Raw genomic sequence first — 20,339 nt, 5'->3', positions numbered from 1 at the left:
GCGACAACGTGTCGATCACCGTGCAACTGATCAACCCGATCGCCATGGAAGAAGGTCTGCGCTTCGCTATCCGCGAAGGCGGTCGTACCGTCGGCGCCGGCGTGGTTGCCAAGATCTTCGACTAAGATCAAGCTGTAAAACACATTGCCGCGGTGCGTAACGTATCGCGGCATTCGTGTCTCAATCGCGAGTTTTTGTAGGGGCGTAGCTCAATTGGCAGAGCGTCGGTCTCCAAAACCGAAGGTTGGGGGTTCGATGCCCTCCGCCCCTGCCACCGAATCTGGTGCAGGGTACTGAAAGTAAATATGTCTAGCCAGCCAGTTCAAACCGTCAACACCTCCAACGACAAGATCAAGATCGCATTGGCGATCGTGGCTGTGGTTGCGGGCGTGGTCGGTTTTTTTGTGTTGTCTGATCAGTCGACTCCGGTGCGCGCTGCCGCCCTGGTCGCCGGTCTGCTGGTGGCAGTGGCGTTTGCCTGGACCTCTGCACAAGGCCGCGGCTTCGTCGGTTTCGCCAAGGAATCCGTGCGCGAAACCAAGAAAGTCGTCTGGCCAACCCGCAAGGAAGCCATGCAGATCACCGGGGTGGTGTTCGCCTTCGTGCTGATCATGGCCATCTTCCTGTGGGGTACGGACAAGTTGCTCGAGTTCCTGTTGTACGACGTAATTTTGGGCTGGAAATAACATGAGCGATAGCACGCAAGACAGCGCACCGATTGGTGCGCAAAGCGTTTCAAGCGCCGGAAACAAGCGCTGGTACGTGGTGCATGCGTATTCCGGCATGGAAAAGAGCGTGCAACGCGCGCTGACCGAGCGCATCAACCGCGCCGGCATGCAAGACCAGTTCGGCCAGATCCTGGTGCCGACTGAAGAAGTCGTGGATATGAAGAATGGTCACAAGTCCGTGACAGAACGTCGTTTCTTCCCGGGCTACGTCCTGGTCGAGATGGAAATGACGGACGAAACCTGGCACCTGGTGAAGAATACCGCCAAAGTGACCGGTTTCATCGGTGGCAAGTCGAATCGTCCAACCCCGCTGCCGCAGCGTGAAGTGGACTCGCTGCTCCGCCAGATGCAGGAAGGCGTCGAGAAGCCCCGTCCAAAGGTGCTCTACGAAGTGGGCGAAATGGTCCGCATCAAGGAAGGTCCGTTCACCGACTTCAACGGCAACGTCGAGGAAGTGAACTACGAGAAATCGCGCGTGCGCGTCTCGGTCACCATCTTCGGTCGCGCCACCCCGGTCGAACTCGAATTCGGCCAACTGGAAAAAGTCTGATCCCGCCTTCCGGAATCCCGCCTTTCCCTGTCAAGTTTTCAACGCCCGCTGGAGCGTACCGGACAAGTCATCGTCCGCCAATTCAGCATTCCGAGGAGCCCGAGTAAGACGCCGCAAGGCCGATGAAACGGCGCTACAACTCAATCAATAAGGAGCCGTCATGGCAAAGAAGATTATTGGTTTTATCAAGCTGCAAGTGCCAGCTGGTAAAGCGAACCCGTCCCCCCCGATCGGCCCGGCCCTGGGTCAGCGCGGTCTGAACATCATGGAGTTCTGCAAGGCCTTCAATGCCCAGACCCAAGGTGTCGAACCCGGTCTGCCGATTCCGGTCGTGATCACCGCCTTCGCGGACAAGTCCTTCACCTTCGTGATGAAGACCCCGCCGGCGACCATCCTGATCAAGAAAGCTGCTGGTATCCAGAAGGGTTCCTCCAAGCCGCATACCGACAAGGTCGGCAAGATCACCCGCAAGCAAGCGGAAGAGATCGCAACCCAGAAGAAGCCGGACCTGACCGCTGCTGATCTGGAAGCTGCCGTGCGTACCATCGCTGGTTCCGCACGTTCGATGGGCATCACGGTGGAGGGTCTGTAATGGCTAAGGTATCCAAGCGCGTCAAGGCAATGAAGGAAAAGGTCGATCGTACCAAGGCCTATCCGTTCGACAACGCCGTTTCCCTGATCAAGGAATTTGCAACCGCCAAGTTCAACGAATCGATCGACGTGTCCGTCCAGCTGGGCGTGGACGCGAAGAAGTCGGACCAAGTGGTCCGTGGTTCGGTGGTGCTGCCTGCCGGTACCGGCAAGACCGTTCGCGTGGCCGTGTTCGCCTCCGGCGACAAGGCTGAAGCTGCCAAGGCAGCTGGCGCTGACGTGGTCGGCATGGAAGACCTGGCAGAGCGCGTGAAGGCCGGCGACATGCCGTTCGACATCGTCATCGCTTCGCCCGACACCATGCGTATCGTCGGTACCCTGGGCCAGATCCTGGGTCCCCGTGGCCTGATGCCGAACCCGAAGGTTGGCACCGTGACCCCGGACGTGGCTACTGCCGTCAAGAACGCCAAGGCTGGTCAAGTGCAATACCGTACCGACAAGTCCGGTATCATCCACGCCACCATCGGCCGCAAGTCGTTCTCCGACGCCGATCTGAAGGCCAACCTGCTGGCCCTGATCGATGCCCTGAACAAGGCCAAGCCGGCCAGCAGCAAGGGTGTGTACCTGCGCAAGATCGCTCTGTCGTCCACCATGGGCGCTGGCGTTCGCGTGGACCAGGCTTCCCTGGCTGCCTAAGCAAGCAATACAGTCCCCGTTTCCTTGAGGAAGCGGGGCATCTCTTTGGGCTGTCGCCGTTGAGCAATCGGTGGCGGCAGGCCTTCAAAGACCGTTGGGCGGAAGCCGGCAGCAACAAGCCGGACGAAGTTAAAAGCGCTGAACGCAAGTTCAGTGGACCCAACGCAGATGGTGAACCCGAGCAAGTTTCGTAGTCTCAGGCAGCATATTCAGTTTTGCCCTATGCTGCAGTGAACTCCTAAACGTCGGACGCCGTGTTCGAACCGGTGCAAGGCAAGCAGGCAGTGGCCTGTGTAGTGGCCGAGTACTATTTTTGGAGGTTGATCTTGAGTCTCAATCTGAATGACAAGAAGGCCGTCGTCGCCGAAGTTTCCGCAAAGGTTGCATCTGCGCAAACGATCGTCGTGGCCGAATACCGTGGCATCCAGGTTGGTTCCTTGACGCAACTGCGCGCACAAGCGCGTGCCCAAGGCGTGTACCTGCGCGTGTTGAAAAACACGCTGGCTCGTCGCGCCATCGAAGGCACGAAGTTTGCCGACCTCGCCCCGCAACTGACCGGTCCGCTGATCTACTCGATCTCGGAAGATGCCGTGGCCGCTGCCAAAGTCGTGTCCGACTTTGCCAAGACCAACGACAAGCTGGTTGTGAAGGCAGGTAACTACGAAGGCAAGCAGCTGGACAAGGCTGCTGTGACTTCGCTGGCAAACATCCCGTCTCGCGAAGTTCTGCTGGCCCAGGTTCTGGGCATGATGCAGGCTCCGGTGTCGGGCTTTGCGCGCGCTCTGGCTGCCCTGGCAGCCAAGAAGGAAGCCGAAGCCGCATGAGGCAAGGCCGCTTGAAGCGGCCCCGCTCTGCAGTTTCGACGCTTTCGCGTCACTACCAATCTGATGTTATTACCGAAATAAATTTAGGAGTTTCAAATGGCAATTAGCAAAGAAGACATCCTGGAAGCCGTTGGCGCGCTGTCCGTGATGGAACTGAATGACCTGGTCAAGGCATTCGAAGAGAAGTTTGGTGTTTCCGCTGCCGCGATGGCCGCTCCGGCCGCCGGTGGCGCTGCTGGTGGTGGTGCTGCCGCTGCTGAAGAACAGACCGAGTTCACCGTTGTGCTGGCTGAAGTCGGCGCCAACAAGGTCGGCGTCATCAAGGCCGTCCGTGAAATCACCGGCCTGGGTCTGAAGGAAGCCAAGGATCTGGTTGACGGTGCACCGAAGCCGGTCAAGGAAGGCATCGCCAAGGCTGACGCTGAAGCTGCCAAGAAGAAGCTGGAAGAAGCTGGCGCCAAGGCCGAACTGAAGTAATTCTCTTGCCTGCCAAGGCGAGTTATTACTCCGGAGTCAAAGTGCAGAATCCCTTGAAAAAGGGATTCGGCTTTGGCTCCTTTGTCGTTTCTTATTTTTGCTGGTGATGTTGATGCGCCGCAGTATTCGTTGTCGGGAATATTAAGCGCGATCTCAGCAAAAAACTAGGGTAGACATTTGAAGATTTGAGTGCCGATGGCCCGGACTGCTTTGCCGGCAAGTCGCGCGGTCTGATCGAATCTTGAATTCTCTATCCTTCCTGTCACTCACGGAGTGTCCATGCACTACTCATTTACTGAGAAGAAGCGCATTCGCAAATCCTTCGCGAAACGCGCAAACGTCCACAACGTTCCGTTCCTGCTCGCGACTCAGATCGAGTCGTATCAGAATTTCCTGCAACCCGAACGTGCTGCATCGGAACGCAAGAACGAAGGCCTGCAATCGGCTTTCACCTCGATTTTCCCCATCGTGTCGCACAATGGTTTTGCGCGCCTCGAATTCCTGTCGTATGTGCTGGGCGCTCCGCCGTTTGACGTCAAAGAGTGCCAACAACGTGGCCTGACCTTCGCGTCCCCGCTGCGCGCCAAGGTGCGCTTGGTGATCCTGGACAAGGAATCGCCCACCAAGCCGGTCGTCAAGGAAATGAAGGAACAGGAAGTCTACATGGGCGAACTGCCCCTGATGACCACCACCGGTTCCTTCGTCATCAACGGCACCGAGCGCGTGATCGTGTCCCAGCTGCACCGCTCCCCGGGCGTGTTCTTCGAACACGACCGCGGCAAGACGCACTCGTCGGGCAAGCTGCTGTTCTCGGCCCGCATCATTCCTTACCGTGGCTCCTGGCTGGACTTCGAATTCGACCCGAAGGACATCCTGTTCTTCCGCGTCGACCGCCGCCGCAAGATGCCGGTGACGATCCTGTTGAAGGCCATCGGGATGACCTCCGAGCAGATCCTGGCCAACTTCTTCGTCTTCGACAACTTCAACCTGCACGCCGAAGGCGCGGACATGGAGTTCGTCTCCGAGCGCCTGCGCGGTGAAGTCGCACGTTTCGACATCACCGACAAGTCGGGCAAGGTGATGGTCGCCAAGGACAAGCGCATCAACGCCAAGCACGTGCGTGACATCGAAGCCGCCGGCATCAAGCACATCTCCGTGCCTGAGGACTACCTGCTGGGCCGCGTGCTGGCCAAGAACATCGTCGATCCGGACACCGGTGAAGTCGTGGCCAGCGCCAACGACGAGCTGACCGAAGAACTGCTGGCCAAGCTGCGCGAAGCCAACATCTCGGCCATCCAGACCCTGTACACCAACGACCTGGACCAGGGCGGCTACATCTCGCAGACCCTGCGCACCGACGACACCGCCGACCAGACCGCCGCGCGCGTGGCGATCTATCGCATGATGCGTCCTGGCGAACCGCCGACTGAAGAGTCCGTGGAAGCCCTGTTCAACGGCCTGTTCTACAGCGAAGACCGCTACGACCTGTCGGCCGTGGGCCGCATGAAGTTCAACCGTCGCGTCAGCCGCGACGAGTTGACCGGTCCGATGACCCTGTCCAATGACGACATCCTGGCCGTCATCAAGATCCTGGTCGAACTGCGTAACGGCCGCGGCGAAGTCGATGACATCGACCACTTGGGCAACCGTCGCGTGCGTTGCGTGGGCGAACTGGCCGAAAACCAGTTCCGCGCCGGCCTGGTGCGCGTGGAGCGCGCCGTCAAGGAACGCCTGGGCCAAGCCGAGGCGGACAACCTGATGCCGCACGACCTGATCAACTCCAAGCCGATCTCGGCTGCCATTCGTGAGTTCTTCGGTTCGTCCCAGCTGTCGCAGTTCATGGACCAGACCAACCCGCTGTCGGAAATCACGCACAAGCGCCGCGTTTCCGCCCTGGGCCCTGGCGGTCTGACCCGCGAACGCGCCGGCTTCGAAGTGCGCGACGTGCACCCGACCCACTACGGCCGCGTCTGCCCGATCGAAACGCCTGAAGGCCCGAACATCGGCCTGATCAACTCGCTGGCGCTGTATGCCCGCCTGAACGAATACGGTTTCCTGGAAACCCCGTACCGCAAGGTCGAGGGCAGCAAGGTCACCAACCAGATCGACTACCTGTCGGCCATCGAAGAAGGTCGTTACGTGATCGCTCAGGCGAACGCGACCATCGACGGTGAAGGCAAGCTGTCCGACGAACTGGTGTCGGCCCGTGAAGCTGGCGAAACCATCCTGGTCTCGCCGGAACGCGTGCAGTACATGGACGTGGCCCCGGGCCAGGTGGTGTCGGTGGCAGCCTCGCTGATTCCGTTCCTGGAACACGATGACGCGAACCGTGCACTGATGGGCGCCAACATGCAGCGCCAGGCCGTGCCTTGCCTGCGTCCGGAAAAGCCGCTGGTCGGCACCGGCATCGAGCGTACCGTGGCAGTCGACTCCGGTACCACCGTGCAAGCCCTGCGTGGCGGCGTGGTGGACTACGTCGATGCAGGCCGTGTGGTGATCCGCGTCAACGACGACGAAGCGCAAGCTGGCGAAGTCGGTGTGGACATCTACAACCTGATCAAGTACACCCGTTCCAACCAGAACACCAACATCAACCAGCGCCCGATCGTCAAGATCGGTGACCGCGTGGCCAAGCATGACGTGATCGCCGACGGCGCCTCGACCGACATGGGCGAGCTGGCACTGGGCCAGAACATGCTGGTGGCGTTCATGCCCTGGAACGGCTACAACTTCGAAGACTCGATCCTGATCTCGGAAAAGGTCGTGGCTGATGACCGCTACACCTCGATCCACATCGAAGAACTGTCGGTGGTGGCACGTGATACCAAGCTGGGTGCAGAAGAAATCACCCGCGACATTTCCAACCTGGCCGAGAACCAACTGGCCCGTCTGGATGAGTCGGGTATCGTCTACATCGGCGCCGAAGTCGAAGCTGGCGACACCCTGGTCGGCAAGGTCACCCCGAAGGGCGAGACCCAGCTGACTCCGGAAGAGAAGCTGCTGCGCGCGATCTTCGGCGAGAAGGCTTCCGACGTGAAGGACACCTCGCTGCGCGTGCCCTCGGGCATGGTCGGTACCGTCATCGACGTGCAGGTGTTCACCCGCGAAGGCATCCAGCGTGACAAGCGCGCCCAGCAGATCATCGATGATGAACTCAAGCGCTATCGCCTGGACCTGAACGACCAGCTGCGTATCGTGGAAGGCGATGCCTTCCAGCGTCTGGAGCGTCTGTTGATCGGCAAGGTCGCCAACGGCGGCCCCAAGAAGCTGGTCAAGGGCACCAAGCTGGACAAGGCTTACCTGGACGATCTGGACAAGTTCCACTGGTTCGACATCCGTCCGGCCGATGACGACATCGCCAACGCGCTGGAAGCCATCAAGGAATCCATCGCCGAGAAGCGTCACCAGTTCGACCTGGCCTTCGAAGAGAAGCGCAAGAAGCTGACCCAGGGCGACGAACTGCCGCCTGGCGTGCAGAAGATGGTCAAGGTCTACCTGGCCGTGAAGCGCCGCCTGCAGCCTGGCGACAAGATGGCCGGCCGTCACGGTAACAAGGGTGTGGTTTCGCGCATTCTGCCGATCGAAGACATGCCGCACATGGCCGACGGTACCCCCGCCGACATCGTGCTGAACCCGCTGGGCGTGCCGTCCCGTATGAACGTCGGCCAGGTGCTGGAAGTTCACCTGGGCTGGGCGGCCAAGGGTCTGGGCCTGCGTCTGGGCGAGATGGTGCAGGCGCAAGCCAAGGTTGCGGAACTGCGCAAGTTCCTGACCACCATCTACAACGAATCCGGCAAGAAGGAAGAACTGGATACCTTCAGCGATGAGGAAATCATCGAGCTGGTGACCAACCTGAAGAAGGGCGTGCCCTTCGCGACCCCGGTGTTCGACGGTGCGCATGAAGAAGAAACCCGCCGCATGCTCGATCTGGCCTATCCGGACCCGATCGCCAAGCAGCTGGGCATGACCCCGTCCAAGAACCAGGTCACGATGTATGACGGCCGCACCGGTGAAGCCTTCGAGCGCACCGTGACCGTCGGTTACATGCACTACCTGAAGCTGCACCACCTGGTCGACGACAAGATGCACGCCCGTTCCACCGGCCCGTACTCGCTGGTGACCCAGCAGCCGCTGGGCGGCAAGGCGCAGTTCGGCGGCCAGCGTTTCGGCGAAATGGAAGTGTGGGCACTGGAAGCTTACGGTGCCTCCTACGTCCTGCAGGAAATGCTGACGGTCAAGTCCGACGACGTGAACGGCCGTACCAAGGTTTACGAGAACCTGGTCAAGGGCGATCACGTGATCGATGCCGGCATGCCGGAATCCTTCAACGTGTTGGTGAAGGAAATCCGCTCGCTGGGTATCGACATCGACCTGGAACGCGAATGATGTAAAGGGGTGCGCGGCGCAGGCTGCGCACCCCGCCGGTTTTTCCGGCGAACCAAGAATTCAAGAATTCAGTATTGACGCATCGCTCCACGGGCGATGTGAACGAATCAAGAGATTCAAGAGATTCAAGCGAAGTACGGCAGTAAGCTGGGGAGGTCTGTCCCGGTATCGAGCGGCACCACGAAGCAGAGGCTTCGCTGGCTCTCCCGCCGATGCGAACAGGGTTAAGCAGGGTGAACCGGCCACACGTAAATTTAGTTTCTCACGCCAACCTGGAGTGATACATGAAAGCACTGCTCGATCTATTCAAGCAAGTCCAGCAAAACGAACAATTCGACGCGATCAAGATCGGTCTGGCTTCGCCTGACAAGATCCGCTCGTGGTCCTTCGGCGAAGTCAAGAAGCCGGAAACCATCAACTACCGTACCTTCAAGCCTGAGCGCGACGGCCTGTTCTGCGCCAAGATCTTCGGCCCCATCAAGGACTACGAGTGCCTGTGCGGCAAGTACAAGCGCCTGAAGCACCGTGGCGTGATCTGCGAGAAGTGCGGCGTGGAAGTGACCCTGGCCAAGGTGCGCCGTGAGCGCATGGGCCACATCGAACTGGCTTCCCCGACTGCCCACATCTGGTTCCTGAAGTCGCTGCCATCCCGTCTGGGCATGGTGCTGGACATGACCCTGCGCGACATCGAGCGCGTGCTGTACTTCGAAGCCTACGTCGTGACCGATCCCGGCATGACCCCGCTGAAGAAGTGCCAGATCATGTCCGAAGACGACTACGCCGCCAAGTACGAAGAGTACGGCGACGACTTCATCGCCTTCATGGGCGCCGAAGGTATTCGCGAACTGCTGCGCTCGATCGATATCGACCGCGAAGCGGAAACCCTGCGCCAGGAACTGAAGGACTCCAAGTCCGAAGCCAAGATCAAGAAGTACGCCAAGCGCCTGAAGGTGCTGGAGGCGTTCCAGCGCTCGGGCATCAAGCCCGAGTGGATGATCATGGAAGTGCTGCCCGTGCTGCCGCCGGAACTGCGTCCGCTGGTGCCGCTGGATGGCGGCCGCTTCGCGACCTCCGACCTGAACGACCTGTACCGCCGCGTCATCAACCGTAACAACCGCCTGAAGCGCCTGATGGAGCTGCGTGCTCCTGAAATCATCACGCGCAACGAAAAGCGCATGCTGCAGGAAGCGGTCGACTCGCTGCTGGACAATGGTCGTCGCGGCAAGGCCATGACCGGCGCCAACAAGCGTCCGCTGAAGTCGCTGGCCGAAATGATCAAGGGCAAGGGCGGTCGTTTCCGTCAGAACCTGCTGGGCAAGCGTGTGGACTACTCGGGCCGTTCGGTCATCGTGGTGGGCCCGCAGCTCAAGCTGCACCAGTGCGGCCTGCCCAAGCTGATGGCCCTGGAACTGTTCAAGCCCTTCATCTTCAACAAGCTGGAACTGATGGGTCTGTCGACCACCATCAAGGCCGCCAAGAAGCTGGTGGAAGCGCAAGAGCCGGTGGTCTGGGACATCCTGGAAGAAGTCATCCGCGAACACCCGGTCATGCTGAACCGCGCACCGACGCTGCACCGTCTGGGCATCCAGGCGTTCGAGCCGGTCCTGATCGAAGGCAAGGCGATCCAGCTGCACCCGCTGGTGTGCGCCGCGTTCAACGCCGACTTCGACGGCGACCAGATGGCCGTCCACGTGCCGCTGTCGATCGAAGCGCAGATGGAAGCCCGCACCCTGATGCTGGCCTCCAACAACATCCTGTTCCCGTCCAACGGCGAACCGTCCATCGTGCCGTCCCAGGATATCGTGCTGGGTCTGTACTATGCCACCCGTGAAGCCATCAACGGCAAGAACGAAGGCATGATGTTCCAGGACGTGTCGGAAGTCATCCGCGCCTACGACAACAAGGAAGTCGAGCTGGCCACCCGTATCACGGTGCGTATCGTGGAACACCCGAAGGATCCGGTCACCGGCGAATTCGTGCGTACCGTCAAGCGCTACGAGACCACCATCGGCCGCGCCATCCTCTCCGAGATCCTGCCCAAGGGCCTGCCGTTCTCGGTGCTGAACCGCGCGCTGAAGAAGAAGGAAATCTCCAAGCTGATCAACACGTCCTTCCGCAAGTGCGGTCTGCGTGCCACGGTCGTGTTTGCCGACCAGCTGATGCAGTCGGGCTTCCGCCTGGCGACCCGCGCCGGTATCTCCATCTGCGTGGACGACATGCTGGTGCCGCCGCAAAAGGCCACCCTGATCGCCGCTGCCGAGTCGGAAGTCAAGCAGATCGAACAGCAGTACTCCTCGGGTCTGGTGACCGCAGGCGAGCGCTACAACAAGGTCGTGGACATCTGGGGCAAGGCCGGTGACGAAGTCGGCAAGGCCATGATGGACCAGCTGAAGGTGGAAGACGTCATCACCCGCGAAGGCAAGAAGACCACCCAGGAATCGTTCAACGCGATTTACATGATGGCCGACTCCGGCGCCCGTGGTTCGGCTGCCCAGATCCGCCAGCTGGCCGGTATGCGCGGCCTGATGGCCAAGCCTGACGGCTCCATCATTGAAACGCCGATTACCGCGAACTTCCGCGAAGGCCTGAACGTGTTGCAGTACTTCATCTCGACGCACGGCGCCCGTAAGGGTCTGGCCGACACCGCGCTGAAGACTGCAAACTCCGGTTACCTGACCCGCCGTCTGGTGGACGTGACCCAGGATCTGGTCGTGATCGAAGACGATTGCGGCACCTCCAACGGTTCGGCCATGAAGGCGCTGGTGGAAGGCGGTGAAGTCATCGAAGCCCTGCGCGACCGTATCCTCGGCCGTGTGGCTGCGACCGACATCGTCAACCCGGAAGATCAATCCACCCTGTTCGAAGCCGGCACCCTGCTGGACGAAGACAAGGTCGAAGAGATCGAACGCATGGGTATCGACGAAGTGAAGGTTCGTACTCCGCTGACCTGCGACACCCGCTATGGCCTGTGCGCCAAGTGCTATGGCCGCGACCTGGGCCGTGGCCTGCTGGTGAACTCCGGCGAAGCCGTCGGTGTGGTGGCTGCGCAGTCCATCGGTGAGCCGGGTACCCAGCTGACCATGCGTACCTTCCACATCGGTGGTGCGGCATCGCGTGCAGCGGTGGCCTCCTCGGTGGAAGCCAAGTCCAACGGCACCGTGCGCTTCACCGCCACGATGCGTTACGTGACCAATGGCAAGGGCGAACAGATCGTCATTTCCCGTTCCGGCGAAGTGCTGATCACCGACGACCTGGGCCGTGAGCGCGAGCGTCACAAAGTGCCGTACGGCGCTACCCTGATCGTCAAGGATGGCTTGACCATCAAGGCCGGTACTGCCCTGGCGACCTGGGATCCGCTGACCCGTCCTATCATCACCGAGTACTCCGGTACCGTGAAGTTCGAAAACGTGGAAGAGGGTTCGACCGTTGCCAAGCAGATCGATGAAGTCACCGGTCTGTCGACCCTGGTGGTCATCGATGCGAAGCGTCGTGGTCCGTCCTCCAAGGTCATGCGTCCGCAGGTGAAACTGCTGAACGAACAAGGCGAAGAAGTGAAGATCGCCGGCACCGAACACTCGGTGACCATCGGCTTCCAGGTTGGCGCGCTGATCACCGTCAAGGACGGCCAGCAAGTGCATGTGGGTGAAGTGCTGGCCCGTATCCCGACCGAATCGCAGAAGACCCGTGACATTACCGGTGGTCTGCCGCGCGTGGCCGAGCTGTTCGAAGCCCGCTCGCCCAAGGATGCCGGCATGCTGGCCGAAGTCACTGGTACCGTTGCCTTCGGCAAGGAAACCAAGGGCAAGCAGCGTCTGGAAATCACCGACATGGAAGGCACCAAGCACGAGTTCCTGATCACCAAGGACAAGCAAGTGCTGGTGCACGACGGCCAGGTGGTGAACAAGGGCGAAATGATCGTGGACGGCCCGGCCGACCCGCAAGATATCCTGCGTCTCTTGGGTATCGAAGCGCTGGCCCGTTACATCGTGGACGAAGTGCAGGACGTGTACCGTCTGCAGGGCGTGAAGATCAACGACAAGCACATCGAAGTGATCGTGCGCCAGATGCTGCGCCGCGTGCAAGTGGTGGAGCCGGGCGACACCAACTACATCACCGGTGAGCAGGTCGAGCGCTCCGAGCTGCTGGACGAGAACGACCGCGTGACCGCCGAAGGCAAGATCCCGGCGACCTACGAAAACGTGCTGCTGGGTATTACCAAGGCATCGCTGTCGACCGACTCCTTCATCTCGGCCGCATCGTTCCAGGAAACCACCCGCGTGCTGACCGAAGCGGCCATCATGGGCAAGAAGGACGGCCTGCGCGGCCTGAAGGAAAACGTCATCGTCGGCCGCCTGATCCCGGCCGGTACTGGCCTGGCCTTCCACCGAGCCCGCAAGGAAAAGGACGCATGGGAAGCCGAAGAGCGCGCAGCATTGCTCGAAGCCGAACGTGCTTCCCGTTCCGAGTTCGGCGACGAGGAAATCTCCTCGACCGAATCCATCGGTGGCGGCGAAGGCGAAGTCTAAGCATCGTCGGCAAGACAACAAGCTGCAAGAGAGAACGGCGCCGGAAGCAATTCCGGCGCCGTTTTTTCGTTCATAGGCGATGTGCGCCCGCAATGCGCAGCCTTCATATCCCTACATGGTGTAGGCCTTGCTGCTTGTGGGATTGCCAAGGATGAGTGAATCTTCTATCATTTACAAATAATAACGATTCTCATCTGACTCGTGCTCGATGGAATCGATCTTCATATGCTCGACGACTGGTTTTTGCCGGTTGTTTTTTATCCAAGAGGTAGCCAGCCCGCGCTAGTAACCGATCCAGATCAAGGGGTGGTTACCAGTGTTCCCATGCAAATCGAAGTGTGCAGCGGCCGTGTTCCTGGCGCTGCAGTCGTGGCTGTGCGTGAGTGTCCTTGCGCAATCGGCCGATTCCAATACCCAGTCCAATCCCGCCCGCGTGTCCGCGAGCGAGGCCATCACATTGGCGCAGGCCAGCGGCAAGAAGCTGCAGGACGTGGTCGTCACGGCCAATCGCTCCGGCAGCAGTGACCTCGATCACGCGGCGGCAACGGTTTCCGTCATCACCTCTGAAGAGATCGAAGAGCACAACGCCAAGGACATCAAGGATGCCTTGCGTTACGAACCGGGGGTGGAGGTGCGGCGCTCGGTATATCGCATGTCCGGCATCACTGGCGCGGCCGCCACCACCGGGCGTGGCGGCAATGAGGGCATCACCATCCGCGGGCTCGATGGCAATCGCGTGCTGATGCTGGAGGATGGCATCGTCATGCCGCGTGCTTTCAGCCAGGGCGTGGCCAGCGTGGGGCGGGGCGCGACCACGGATACCGAACTGTATCGTCGCATTGAAGTGCTGCGCGGCCCGGCGTCTTCGCTGTACGGCAGCGATGGCCTCACCGGGGCGGTCAATTTCATCACCAAGGACCCGTCTGACTTGCTGGAGGTCTATGGCAAGTCCAGCTATTTCTCCTTCAAGCCTTCCTACGACTCGGTCGACAAGAGCTTTGGCGCCACCGCCAGTGCGGCCTGGGGCAGCCAGCAGTGGCAGGGCATGCTGATCCTCAATGCGCGCCACGGCAACGAGAGCGACAACAAGGGGACCAATGACGTGCGCGGCAGCGCCCGCACCACGCCCGACCCGATGAGCACTACCAATCGCTCGGCGCTGGGCAAGCTGGTCTTCAAGCCCAATGGCATCGACACCTTCAAGCTCACGCTGCAGGCTACCGAAGAGCGCGAGAGCGGCGACAGCCTTTCCGCAATCGGCAATGGCGTAACTGCCTACAGCACCAGCAGCAAATCCACCGGCCAGCGCGCCACGCTGGCCTATGAGCGCAACGATGCAGATCAGCCGTGGATACAGAAATTCAAGGCCAGCCTCACTTATCGCAATGCCGACACCGACCAGTTCACCAATGAAGCCGGCACCAGTACGGCCAGCATCGTGCGGCCGCGTTTCCGGGCGGTGTCGTACAGCGACCAGATGATCAGTGGCAGCCTGCTGGCCGAGAGCAACTTCGGTTCTGCCTCTTGGCGACACAAGCTGGTCTATGGGCTGGACCTGAGCCTGTCCACCTTGCAGACCAGCGCCAACGGCACCGGCTGGACCAGCTGCACTGGCACGCAGTATTGCCAGTATTTCCCCAAGACCGAATCCACCCAGCTTGGCGCGTACGTACAGGATGAGATGCGCACCGGCGCGCTGACCACCATCGCCGGTCTGCGCCTGGACGGCTATGAACTCAAGCCCAAGGCCAGCGCCAAATATGACGCCCAGGCCATCGCCAACGGGCAGCCGGCAGTGAGCAGCCGCGACAGCGCGCTTTCCCCGCGCCTGGCGTTCCTGTATGAGGTGACGCCGGCCTTCATTCCCTACATCCAGTACGCCCGCGGTTTCCGTTCGCCCTCGCCGCAGGAGGTCAATTCCTTCTTCAACAATACCGTGTACCGGCAGATCTCCAATCCTGATCTCCAGCCCGAGACCAGCAATACGGTGGAAGTCGGGCTGCGCGGCAAGCTGGCGGCAGGCCACGGCGCGCTGCGCTACAGCGCGGCCGCTTACAAGGGCAATTACCGCAACTTCATCGATCTGGTGACGGTGCGCGGCAATCTTACGGTCGCCAATCCGACCATCTTCCAGTATCGCAATGCCGCCAAGGCGCAGATCCACGGATTGGAAGGGCGGATCGATTACGCGCTCGACAACGGCTTCACGGTCAAGGGCGGGTTCGCCTGGACCAAGGGCAGCACCACCACCAATGGCGTGAAGCAAGGACTGGAGTCCGTGGCTCCGCTGTCGGTGGTCGCGGGCCTGCGCTATGAGCCTGCGCAGCAGTGGTTCGTGCAGAGCGACCTGGTCTACAACGCGGCCAAGAAGAAGGAAGACATCCCGACCGCCACCAACTTCGTCTCGCCGTCGTTCTTCGTCATGGATCTCTCGGGCGGCTACCACCTCACTCGCAACATGACCGTCTACGCTGGCGTACGCAACCTGTTCGATCGCAAGTACTGGAGCTGGACCGACATCCGCGGCCTGTCGCTGGCCGACAGCGCCGTCAACAAGGATGCCTATACCGAGCCGGGGCGCAGCTTCAGCGTCAGCCTGAAGATCGCCTACTGATTCCCATTTTTCCGACCCGAGGACCCTCATGAGCAAGTACATCGTCGCCCGCCCCGCGCGAGGCCATATCACCATGACCTTGCTGCTGGTGACTGCGCTGGCCAGCGCCGGCTGCGCCACCCAGCGCCCCTTGGCCGAACGCTGGGCCGAGCTCCAGCGTTTGCAGCCAAAACTTCATACAAGAGATGCCGCACGTGAACTTGGTGTCAAGGAATCGGCCTTGCTGGCGACCCAGGTCGGCCGCAATGCCGTGCGCCTCAAGGGGGAGCAGGCTGCCCTTGAAGCCTTGTTCGCGCGTCTGCCTGAACTGGGACGCATCAAGGCCATTACCCGCAATGAAGATGCAGTCCTGGAACGTAGCGGCGAAGTCACCCCCATCAAGCGCGACGAGCAGGGCAGGGTGATCCCCGGCACAGGTTTCGCCGGCGGGCCCATCGACCTGCGCTTTGCCATGTCGCGCTGGGGCAGCGCTTTTGCCGTGGTGCAGGCGGGCCGGGACGGCAAGACCAGCCGCAGCCTGCAGTTCTTCGACCGGCAGGGCGATGCGGTGCACAAGGTCTATCTGGACAACGCGCAGCATGTGCCGCAATTCGAGCGGCTGGTGGCCGATTTCCGTCTGGCCGATCAGCAGGCAGCCCTGAACCTCGAGCCCGCCCCTGCACCTGCGACCCTGCAGCAGGTCGCGCCGCCCAGCCCGGAGGCCATCGGCGAACTGCGCCGGTCCTGGCAGGAGCTGACCGACGTGCATCAATTCCCGCGTCTGCTGCGCGAGCTCAAGCTCACCCGCGAACAGGCGCTGCAGCTCATCGGACCGGAGTCGGCCTGGCGCATTGCACCCCAGGCGGCCCAGGCGCTGCTGGAGGACGCCAGGCAACGCCGGCAGCCCATCATGGTGTTCGTCAGCAATGGCGGTATGACGCAGATATACAGTGGCCTGATCGGCAAGACTGCCGTGGCGGGGGACTGGTACAACGTCCTCGACCCGGACTTAAACCTGCACCTGCGTGCCAAGGCGGTAGACCACGGCTGGGTGCTGCGCCGTCCGACCGATCACGGCATGATTACCTCGGTGGAGTTCTACGATGCCCAGGGCCGGCAGATCGTCAATTTCTTCTCGCGCCGCGACCGTGGCCAACCCGAGACGATGCAGTGGCGCAACATGGTCGAGGCACTGCCGCGCGGCTGAACTGCTCCCGCAGGCAATGGAGGCGCTGCAGGCAACCCTTGCATTACGGAAAACATTGCCATTGCGCCACCTGAAAGCGTGGCGAAATGGCCATAAACCGCGTCAAATCGGCGCTGGGGCCCGGTTCGGGTTGACCCGCTGGGCTTTCAGGCGTACACTCGCGAGTTCTCGAATTTAGGCTCTCCCGGGCTTATGCGTTCTTTGGTCTGAAACATCGCTTCTGCGACGCTATTCTCCCTTCCGGTCTTAAATCCGATTTGCGCATTGTCTTGCGCACAAGAGTTTCCTGTGTGGTTCCGGGCAACCGATTCCGGAACCTGTTTTCAATGTTGTACTTTGTTGGATTAAAACGATGCCAACCATCAATCAACTGATTAGCAAACCACGTGTCCGCGCGATCGTGAAGAGCAAGTCGCCGGCGCTGGAAAACAGCCCGCAAAAGCGCGGTGTCTGCACCCGCGTGTACACCACCACCCCGAAGAAGCCGAACTCGGCGCTGCGTAAGGTGGCCAAGGTGCGTCTGACCAACGGTTTCGAAGTCATTTCGTACATCGGCGGTGAAGGCCACAACCTGCAAGAACACAGCGTCGTGCTGATCCGCGGCGGCCGTGTGAAGGACTTGCCGGGTGTGCGTTACCACATGGTTCGCGGTGCACTGGATACCCAGGGCGTCAAGGATCGTAAGCAAGCTCGCTCGAAGTACGGTGCCAAGCGCGCCAAGGCAGCGAAGAAGTAATAATTGGTGTTTATCATGACGCTTTCGCGCGTCGTGTGAACAGACTCAGAGTCGGTCCAGGTTGGGCCGAGTAAGTGGAAGCCATGATGGCTCTCCGCGAGTGCAGGCGAAGTTGAAGCAGGGTTCGCCCACTCAACTGAAGATTGAAAGGAATCGAAATGCCACGTCGTCGTGAAGTCCCCAAGCGGGAAATTCTGCCGGATCCGAAGTTCGGCAACGTTGAAGTCGCCAAGTTTGTGAACGTGCTGATGCTGTCGGGCAAGAAGTCCGTCGCTGAAAACATCATCTACGGTGCCTTCGACTACATCCAGACCAAGTCGGGCAAGGACCCGCTGGAAGTGTTCTCCGCAGCCCTGAACAACTGCAAGCCGATGGTGGAAGTGAAGTCCCGCCGCGTCGGTGGCGCCAACTACCAGGTGCCCGTTGAAGTGCGTCCGGTGCGCCGTATGGCCCTGTCGATGCGCTGGCTGCGTGAAGCCGCCAACAAGCGCAGCGAAAAGTCGATGCCGCAGCGCCTGGGTGGTGAACTGATGGAAGCCGCCGAAGGCCGTGGTGGCGCCATGAAGCGTCGTGATGAAGTGCACCGTATGGCAGAAGCGAACAAGGCGTTCTCGCACTTCCGCTTCTAATCAAGACTGGGCCGGGGCGGACCCTATCCGGGTGTTTCCTGGCCTGCATCTAAATTGGTTCGAGCCGAGCGTTTATTTGAAAAAAATGACGCTCGGTTTCGTGCATTAAAGACTTAGGAATAAATCATGGCTCGCAAGACCCCCATTGAGCGCTACCGCAACATCGGTATCTCCGCGCACATCGATGCTGGCAAGACCACCACGACCGAGCGCGTGCTGTTCTACACCGGTGTGAACCACAAGATCGGTGAAGTGCACGACGGCGCCGCCACCATGGACTGGATGGAGCAGGAACAAGAGCGTGGTATCACCATCACCTCGGCTGCTACCACCTGTTACTGGAAGGGCATGGCGAACAACTTCCCCGCCCACCACATCAACATCATCGACACCCCGGGTCACGTTGACTTCACCATCGAAGTGGAACGTTCGATGCGCGTGCTCGACGGCGCCTGCATGGTCTACTGTGCAGTGGGCGGCGTGCAGCCGCAGTCGGAAACCGTGTGGCGTCAGGCCAACAAGTACAAGGTCCCGCGTCTGGCCTTCGTCAACAAGATGGACCGTACCGGTGCCAACTTCTTCAAGGTCTACGAGCAGATGCGTGCTCGCCTGAAGGCCAACCCGATCCCGATGCAAGTGCCTATCGGCGCCGAAGAAAACTTCGAAGGCGTGATCGACCTGGTCAAGATGCGCGCAATCTACTGGGACGACGCTTCCCAGGGCATGAAGTTCGACTACCGCGACATCCCCGAGCACCTGAAGGCTGACGCGCAGAAGTGGCGTGAAAACCTGGTCGAAACCGCTGCTGAAGCATCGGAAGACCTGATGAACAAGTACCTGGAAGAAGGCGACCTGACCGAAGCCGAAATCAAGGGCGCGATCCGTCAACGCACCATCTCCGGCGAAATCGTCCCGATGATGTGCGGCACCGCCTTCAAGAACAAGGGCGTGCAAGCCATGCTGGACGGCGTCGTTGAATACCTGCCGTCGCCGGTGGACATCCCCCCGGTTCCGGGCCTGAACGAAGACGACGAGCCGGTCGTGCGCGAAGCCAAGGACGACGAGAAGTTCTCCGCCCTGGCCTTCAAGATCGCCACCGACCCGTTCGTTGGCCAGCTGTGCTTCATCCGCTGCTACTCCGGTACCCTGAACTCGGGCGACACCGTGCTGAACTCGGTGAAGTCGAAGAAGGAACGTATCGGCCGTATCGTTCAGATGCACGCCAACCAGCGTGAAGAAATCAAGGAAATGATGGCCGGTGACATCGCCGCCGTCGTGGGCCTGAAGGACACCACCACCGGTGACACCCTGTGCGACGACAAGGCAATGGTCGTGCTGGAGCGCATGGTCTTCCCCGAGCCGGTGATCTCGCAGGCCGTGGAACCCAAGACCAAGGCCGACCAGGAAAAGATGGGCCTGGCCCTGAACCGCCTGGCTGCTGAAGATCCGTCGTTCCGCGTGCGTACCGACGAAGAATCGGGCCAGACCATCATCGCCGGTATGGGCGAGCTGCACCTGGACATCATCGTTGACCGCATGAAGCGCGAATTCAACGTCGAAGCCACCGTCGGCAAGCCGCAAGTGGCTTACCGCGAAACCATCCGCAAGACCTGCGAAGAATCCGAAGGCAAGTTCGTCAAGCAGTCGGGTGGTCGTGGTCAGTACGGTCACGTCGTCCTGAAGATCGAGCCGCAAGAAGCCGGCAAGGGCTTCGAGTTCGTCGACGCGATCAAGGGCGGTACCGTTCCTCGCGAATTCATCCCCGCCGTTGAAAAGGGCGTGCGTGAAACCCTGAACACCGGCGTGCTGGCTGGTTACCCTGTCGTTGACGTCAAGGTCACCCTGTTCTTCGGTTCGTACCACGATGTGGACTCGAACGAAAACGCCTTCCGCATGGCCGGTTCGATGGCCTTCAAGGAAGGTTGCCGTCGCGCCAGCCCCGTCATCCTGGAACCGATGATGGCTGTCGAAGTGGAAACCCCGGAAGATTACGCCGGTACCGTGATGGGCGACCTGTCCTCCCGCCGTGGCATGGTCCAGGGCATGGATGAAATCGCCGGCGGTGGTGGCAAGATCATCAAGGCTGAAGTGCCCCTGTCGGAAATGTTTGGTTACTCGACCACGCTGCGTTCGGCTACCCAAGGCCGTGCAACCTACTCGATGGAATTCAAGCACTACTCCGAAGCGCCCAAGAACGTGATCGACGCAATCGTCACTTCCAAGGCCAAGTAAGTTGCAGGAATGGCGATCCCTTCCGAGTGGAAGGGATCGCTGGCTGGATCACCAGTCACACATTGAATATTGAACATCGAACATATCGTTCTTTTGAAGGAAATTTAAAATGGCAAAAGGCAAGTTTGAACGGACCAAGCCGCACGTGAACGTCGGCACCATCG

General features: G+C 60.4%; 14 protein-coding genes and 1 tRNA gene. All 15 read left to right on the top strand.

What is annotated here, in order from left to right; translation table 11 throughout:
- Positions 1–125: EF-Tu C-terminal domain-related protein (locus ACODSZ_RS22390; RefSeq protein ID WP_488928512.1), on the top strand; the 125-nt coding region annotated here is incomplete at its 5' end.
- 73 nt (positions 126–198) lie between these two features.
- Positions 199–274: transfer RNA gene (locus tag ACODSZ_RS22385), tRNA-Trp, on the top strand.
- A 31-nt stretch (positions 275–305) separates the two neighbouring features.
- Positions 306–686 carry a preprotein translocase subunit SecE gene (secE, locus tag ACODSZ_RS22380; RefSeq protein WP_008334099.1) on the top strand — a complete coding sequence of 127 codons (381 nt, stop codon included), beginning with the start codon at positions 306–308 and terminating at the stop codon, positions 684–686.
- A 1-nt stretch (position 687) separates the two neighbouring features.
- Positions 688–1,278 carry a transcription termination/antitermination protein NusG gene (gene nusG, locus ACODSZ_RS22375; protein WP_008334101.1) on the top strand — a complete coding sequence of 197 codons (591 nt, stop codon included), beginning with the start codon at positions 688–690 and terminating at the stop codon, positions 1,276–1,278.
- A gap of 160 nt (positions 1,279–1,438) precedes the next feature.
- Entirely contained in the window at positions 1,439–1,870 is a 432-nt protein-coding gene (gene rplK, locus ACODSZ_RS22370; protein ID WP_013232178.1) for a 50S ribosomal protein L11, read from the top strand.
- Positions 1,870–2,565, top strand: a complete 696-nt coding sequence (gene rplA / locus ACODSZ_RS22365; protein ID WP_006465497.1) for a 50S ribosomal protein L1 — start codon at positions 1,870–1,872, stop codon at positions 2,563–2,565. The genes rplK and rplA overlap by 1 nt, the downstream gene beginning before the upstream one ends.
- Positions 2,566–2,891: 326 nt before the next feature.
- A complete protein-coding gene (gene rplJ, locus ACODSZ_RS22360; protein ID WP_075259677.1) occupies positions 2,892–3,389 on the top strand; it encodes a 50S ribosomal protein L10 in 498 nt (165 codons plus the stop codon).
- A 96-nt stretch (positions 3,390–3,485) separates the two neighbouring features.
- The gene (gene rplL / locus ACODSZ_RS22355; RefSeq protein ID WP_008334117.1) at positions 3,486–3,866 is read left to right on the top strand and encodes a 50S ribosomal protein L7/L12; all 381 of its coding nucleotides are present in this window, start codon (positions 3,486–3,488) and stop codon (positions 3,864–3,866) included.
- Between the two features lie 279 nt (positions 3,867–4,145).
- Positions 4,146–8,252, top strand: a complete 4,107-nt coding sequence (gene rpoB / locus ACODSZ_RS22350) for a DNA-directed RNA polymerase subunit beta (protein WP_154134296.1) — start codon at positions 4,146–4,148, stop codon at positions 8,250–8,252.
- Between the two features lie 284 nt (positions 8,253–8,536).
- A complete protein-coding gene (rpoC, locus tag ACODSZ_RS22345; protein ID WP_175345061.1) occupies positions 8,537–12,778 on the top strand; it encodes a DNA-directed RNA polymerase subunit beta' in 4,242 nt (1,413 codons plus the stop codon).
- A 349-nt stretch (positions 12,779–13,127) separates the two neighbouring features.
- Entirely contained in the window at positions 13,128–15,392 is a 2,265-nt protein-coding gene (locus ACODSZ_RS22340) for a TonB-dependent hemoglobin/transferrin/lactoferrin family receptor (RefSeq protein ID WP_488928558.1), read from the top strand.
- Positions 15,393–15,420: 28 nt separating this feature from the next.
- Positions 15,421–16,578 carry a hemin-degrading factor gene (locus ACODSZ_RS22335; protein WP_488928557.1) on the top strand — a complete coding sequence of 386 codons (1,158 nt, stop codon included), beginning with the start codon at positions 15,421–15,423 and terminating at the stop codon, positions 16,576–16,578.
- 352 nt (positions 16,579–16,930) lie between these two features.
- A complete protein-coding gene (gene rpsL, locus ACODSZ_RS22330; RefSeq protein ID WP_006465490.1) occupies positions 16,931–17,314 on the top strand; it encodes a 30S ribosomal protein S12 in 384 nt (127 codons plus the stop codon).
- A 158-nt stretch (positions 17,315–17,472) separates the two neighbouring features.
- Positions 17,473–17,943 (top strand): 30S ribosomal protein S7, encoded by a 471-nt coding sequence (gene rpsG, locus ACODSZ_RS22325; RefSeq protein WP_006465489.1) that lies wholly within the window; start codon positions 17,473–17,475, stop codon positions 17,941–17,943.
- A gap of 126 nt (positions 17,944–18,069) precedes the next feature.
- Positions 18,070–20,175: an elongation factor G gene (gene fusA, locus ACODSZ_RS22320; RefSeq protein WP_013232184.1), complete on the top strand. Its 2,106-nt coding sequence runs from the start codon at positions 18,070–18,072 to the stop codon at positions 20,173–20,175.
- Positions 20,176–20,339: the final 164 nt, after the last annotated feature.

The organism is Herbaspirillum sp. FG34 (assembly GCF_057809315.1).
Note: the sequence above shows the minus strand (reverse complement) of the source record. Positions and strands in the feature narration are given on the sequence as shown.

Coding starts and splice junctions, on each gene's coding strand:
- rpoB (WP_154134296.1), top strand. CDS start 4,146: ATGCACTACTCATTTACTGAGAAGAAGCGCATTCGCAAATCCTTCGCG.
- rplK (WP_013232178.1), top strand. CDS start 1,439: ATGGCAAAGAAGATTATTGGTTTTATCAAGCTGCAAGTGCCAGCTGGT.
- ACODSZ_RS22335 (WP_488928557.1), top strand. CDS start 15,421: ATGAGCAAGTACATCGTCGCCCGCCCCGCGCGAGGCCATATCACCATG.
- fusA (WP_013232184.1), top strand. CDS start 18,070: ATGGCTCGCAAGACCCCCATTGAGCGCTACCGCAACATCGGTATCTCC.
- rpsG (WP_006465489.1), top strand. CDS start 17,473: ATGCCACGTCGTCGTGAAGTCCCCAAGCGGGAAATTCTGCCGGATCCG.
- rpsL (WP_006465490.1), top strand. CDS start 16,931: ATGCCAACCATCAATCAACTGATTAGCAAACCACGTGTCCGCGCGATC.
- rplA (WP_006465497.1), top strand. CDS start 1,870: ATGGCTAAGGTATCCAAGCGCGTCAAGGCAATGAAGGAAAAGGTCGAT.
- nusG (WP_008334101.1), top strand. CDS start 688: ATGAGCGATAGCACGCAAGACAGCGCACCGATTGGTGCGCAAAGCGTT.
- rpoC (WP_175345061.1), top strand. CDS start 8,537: ATGAAAGCACTGCTCGATCTATTCAAGCAAGTCCAGCAAAACGAACAA.
- rplL (WP_008334117.1), top strand. CDS start 3,486: ATGGCAATTAGCAAAGAAGACATCCTGGAAGCCGTTGGCGCGCTGTCC.
- secE (WP_008334099.1), top strand. CDS start 306: ATGTCTAGCCAGCCAGTTCAAACCGTCAACACCTCCAACGACAAGATC.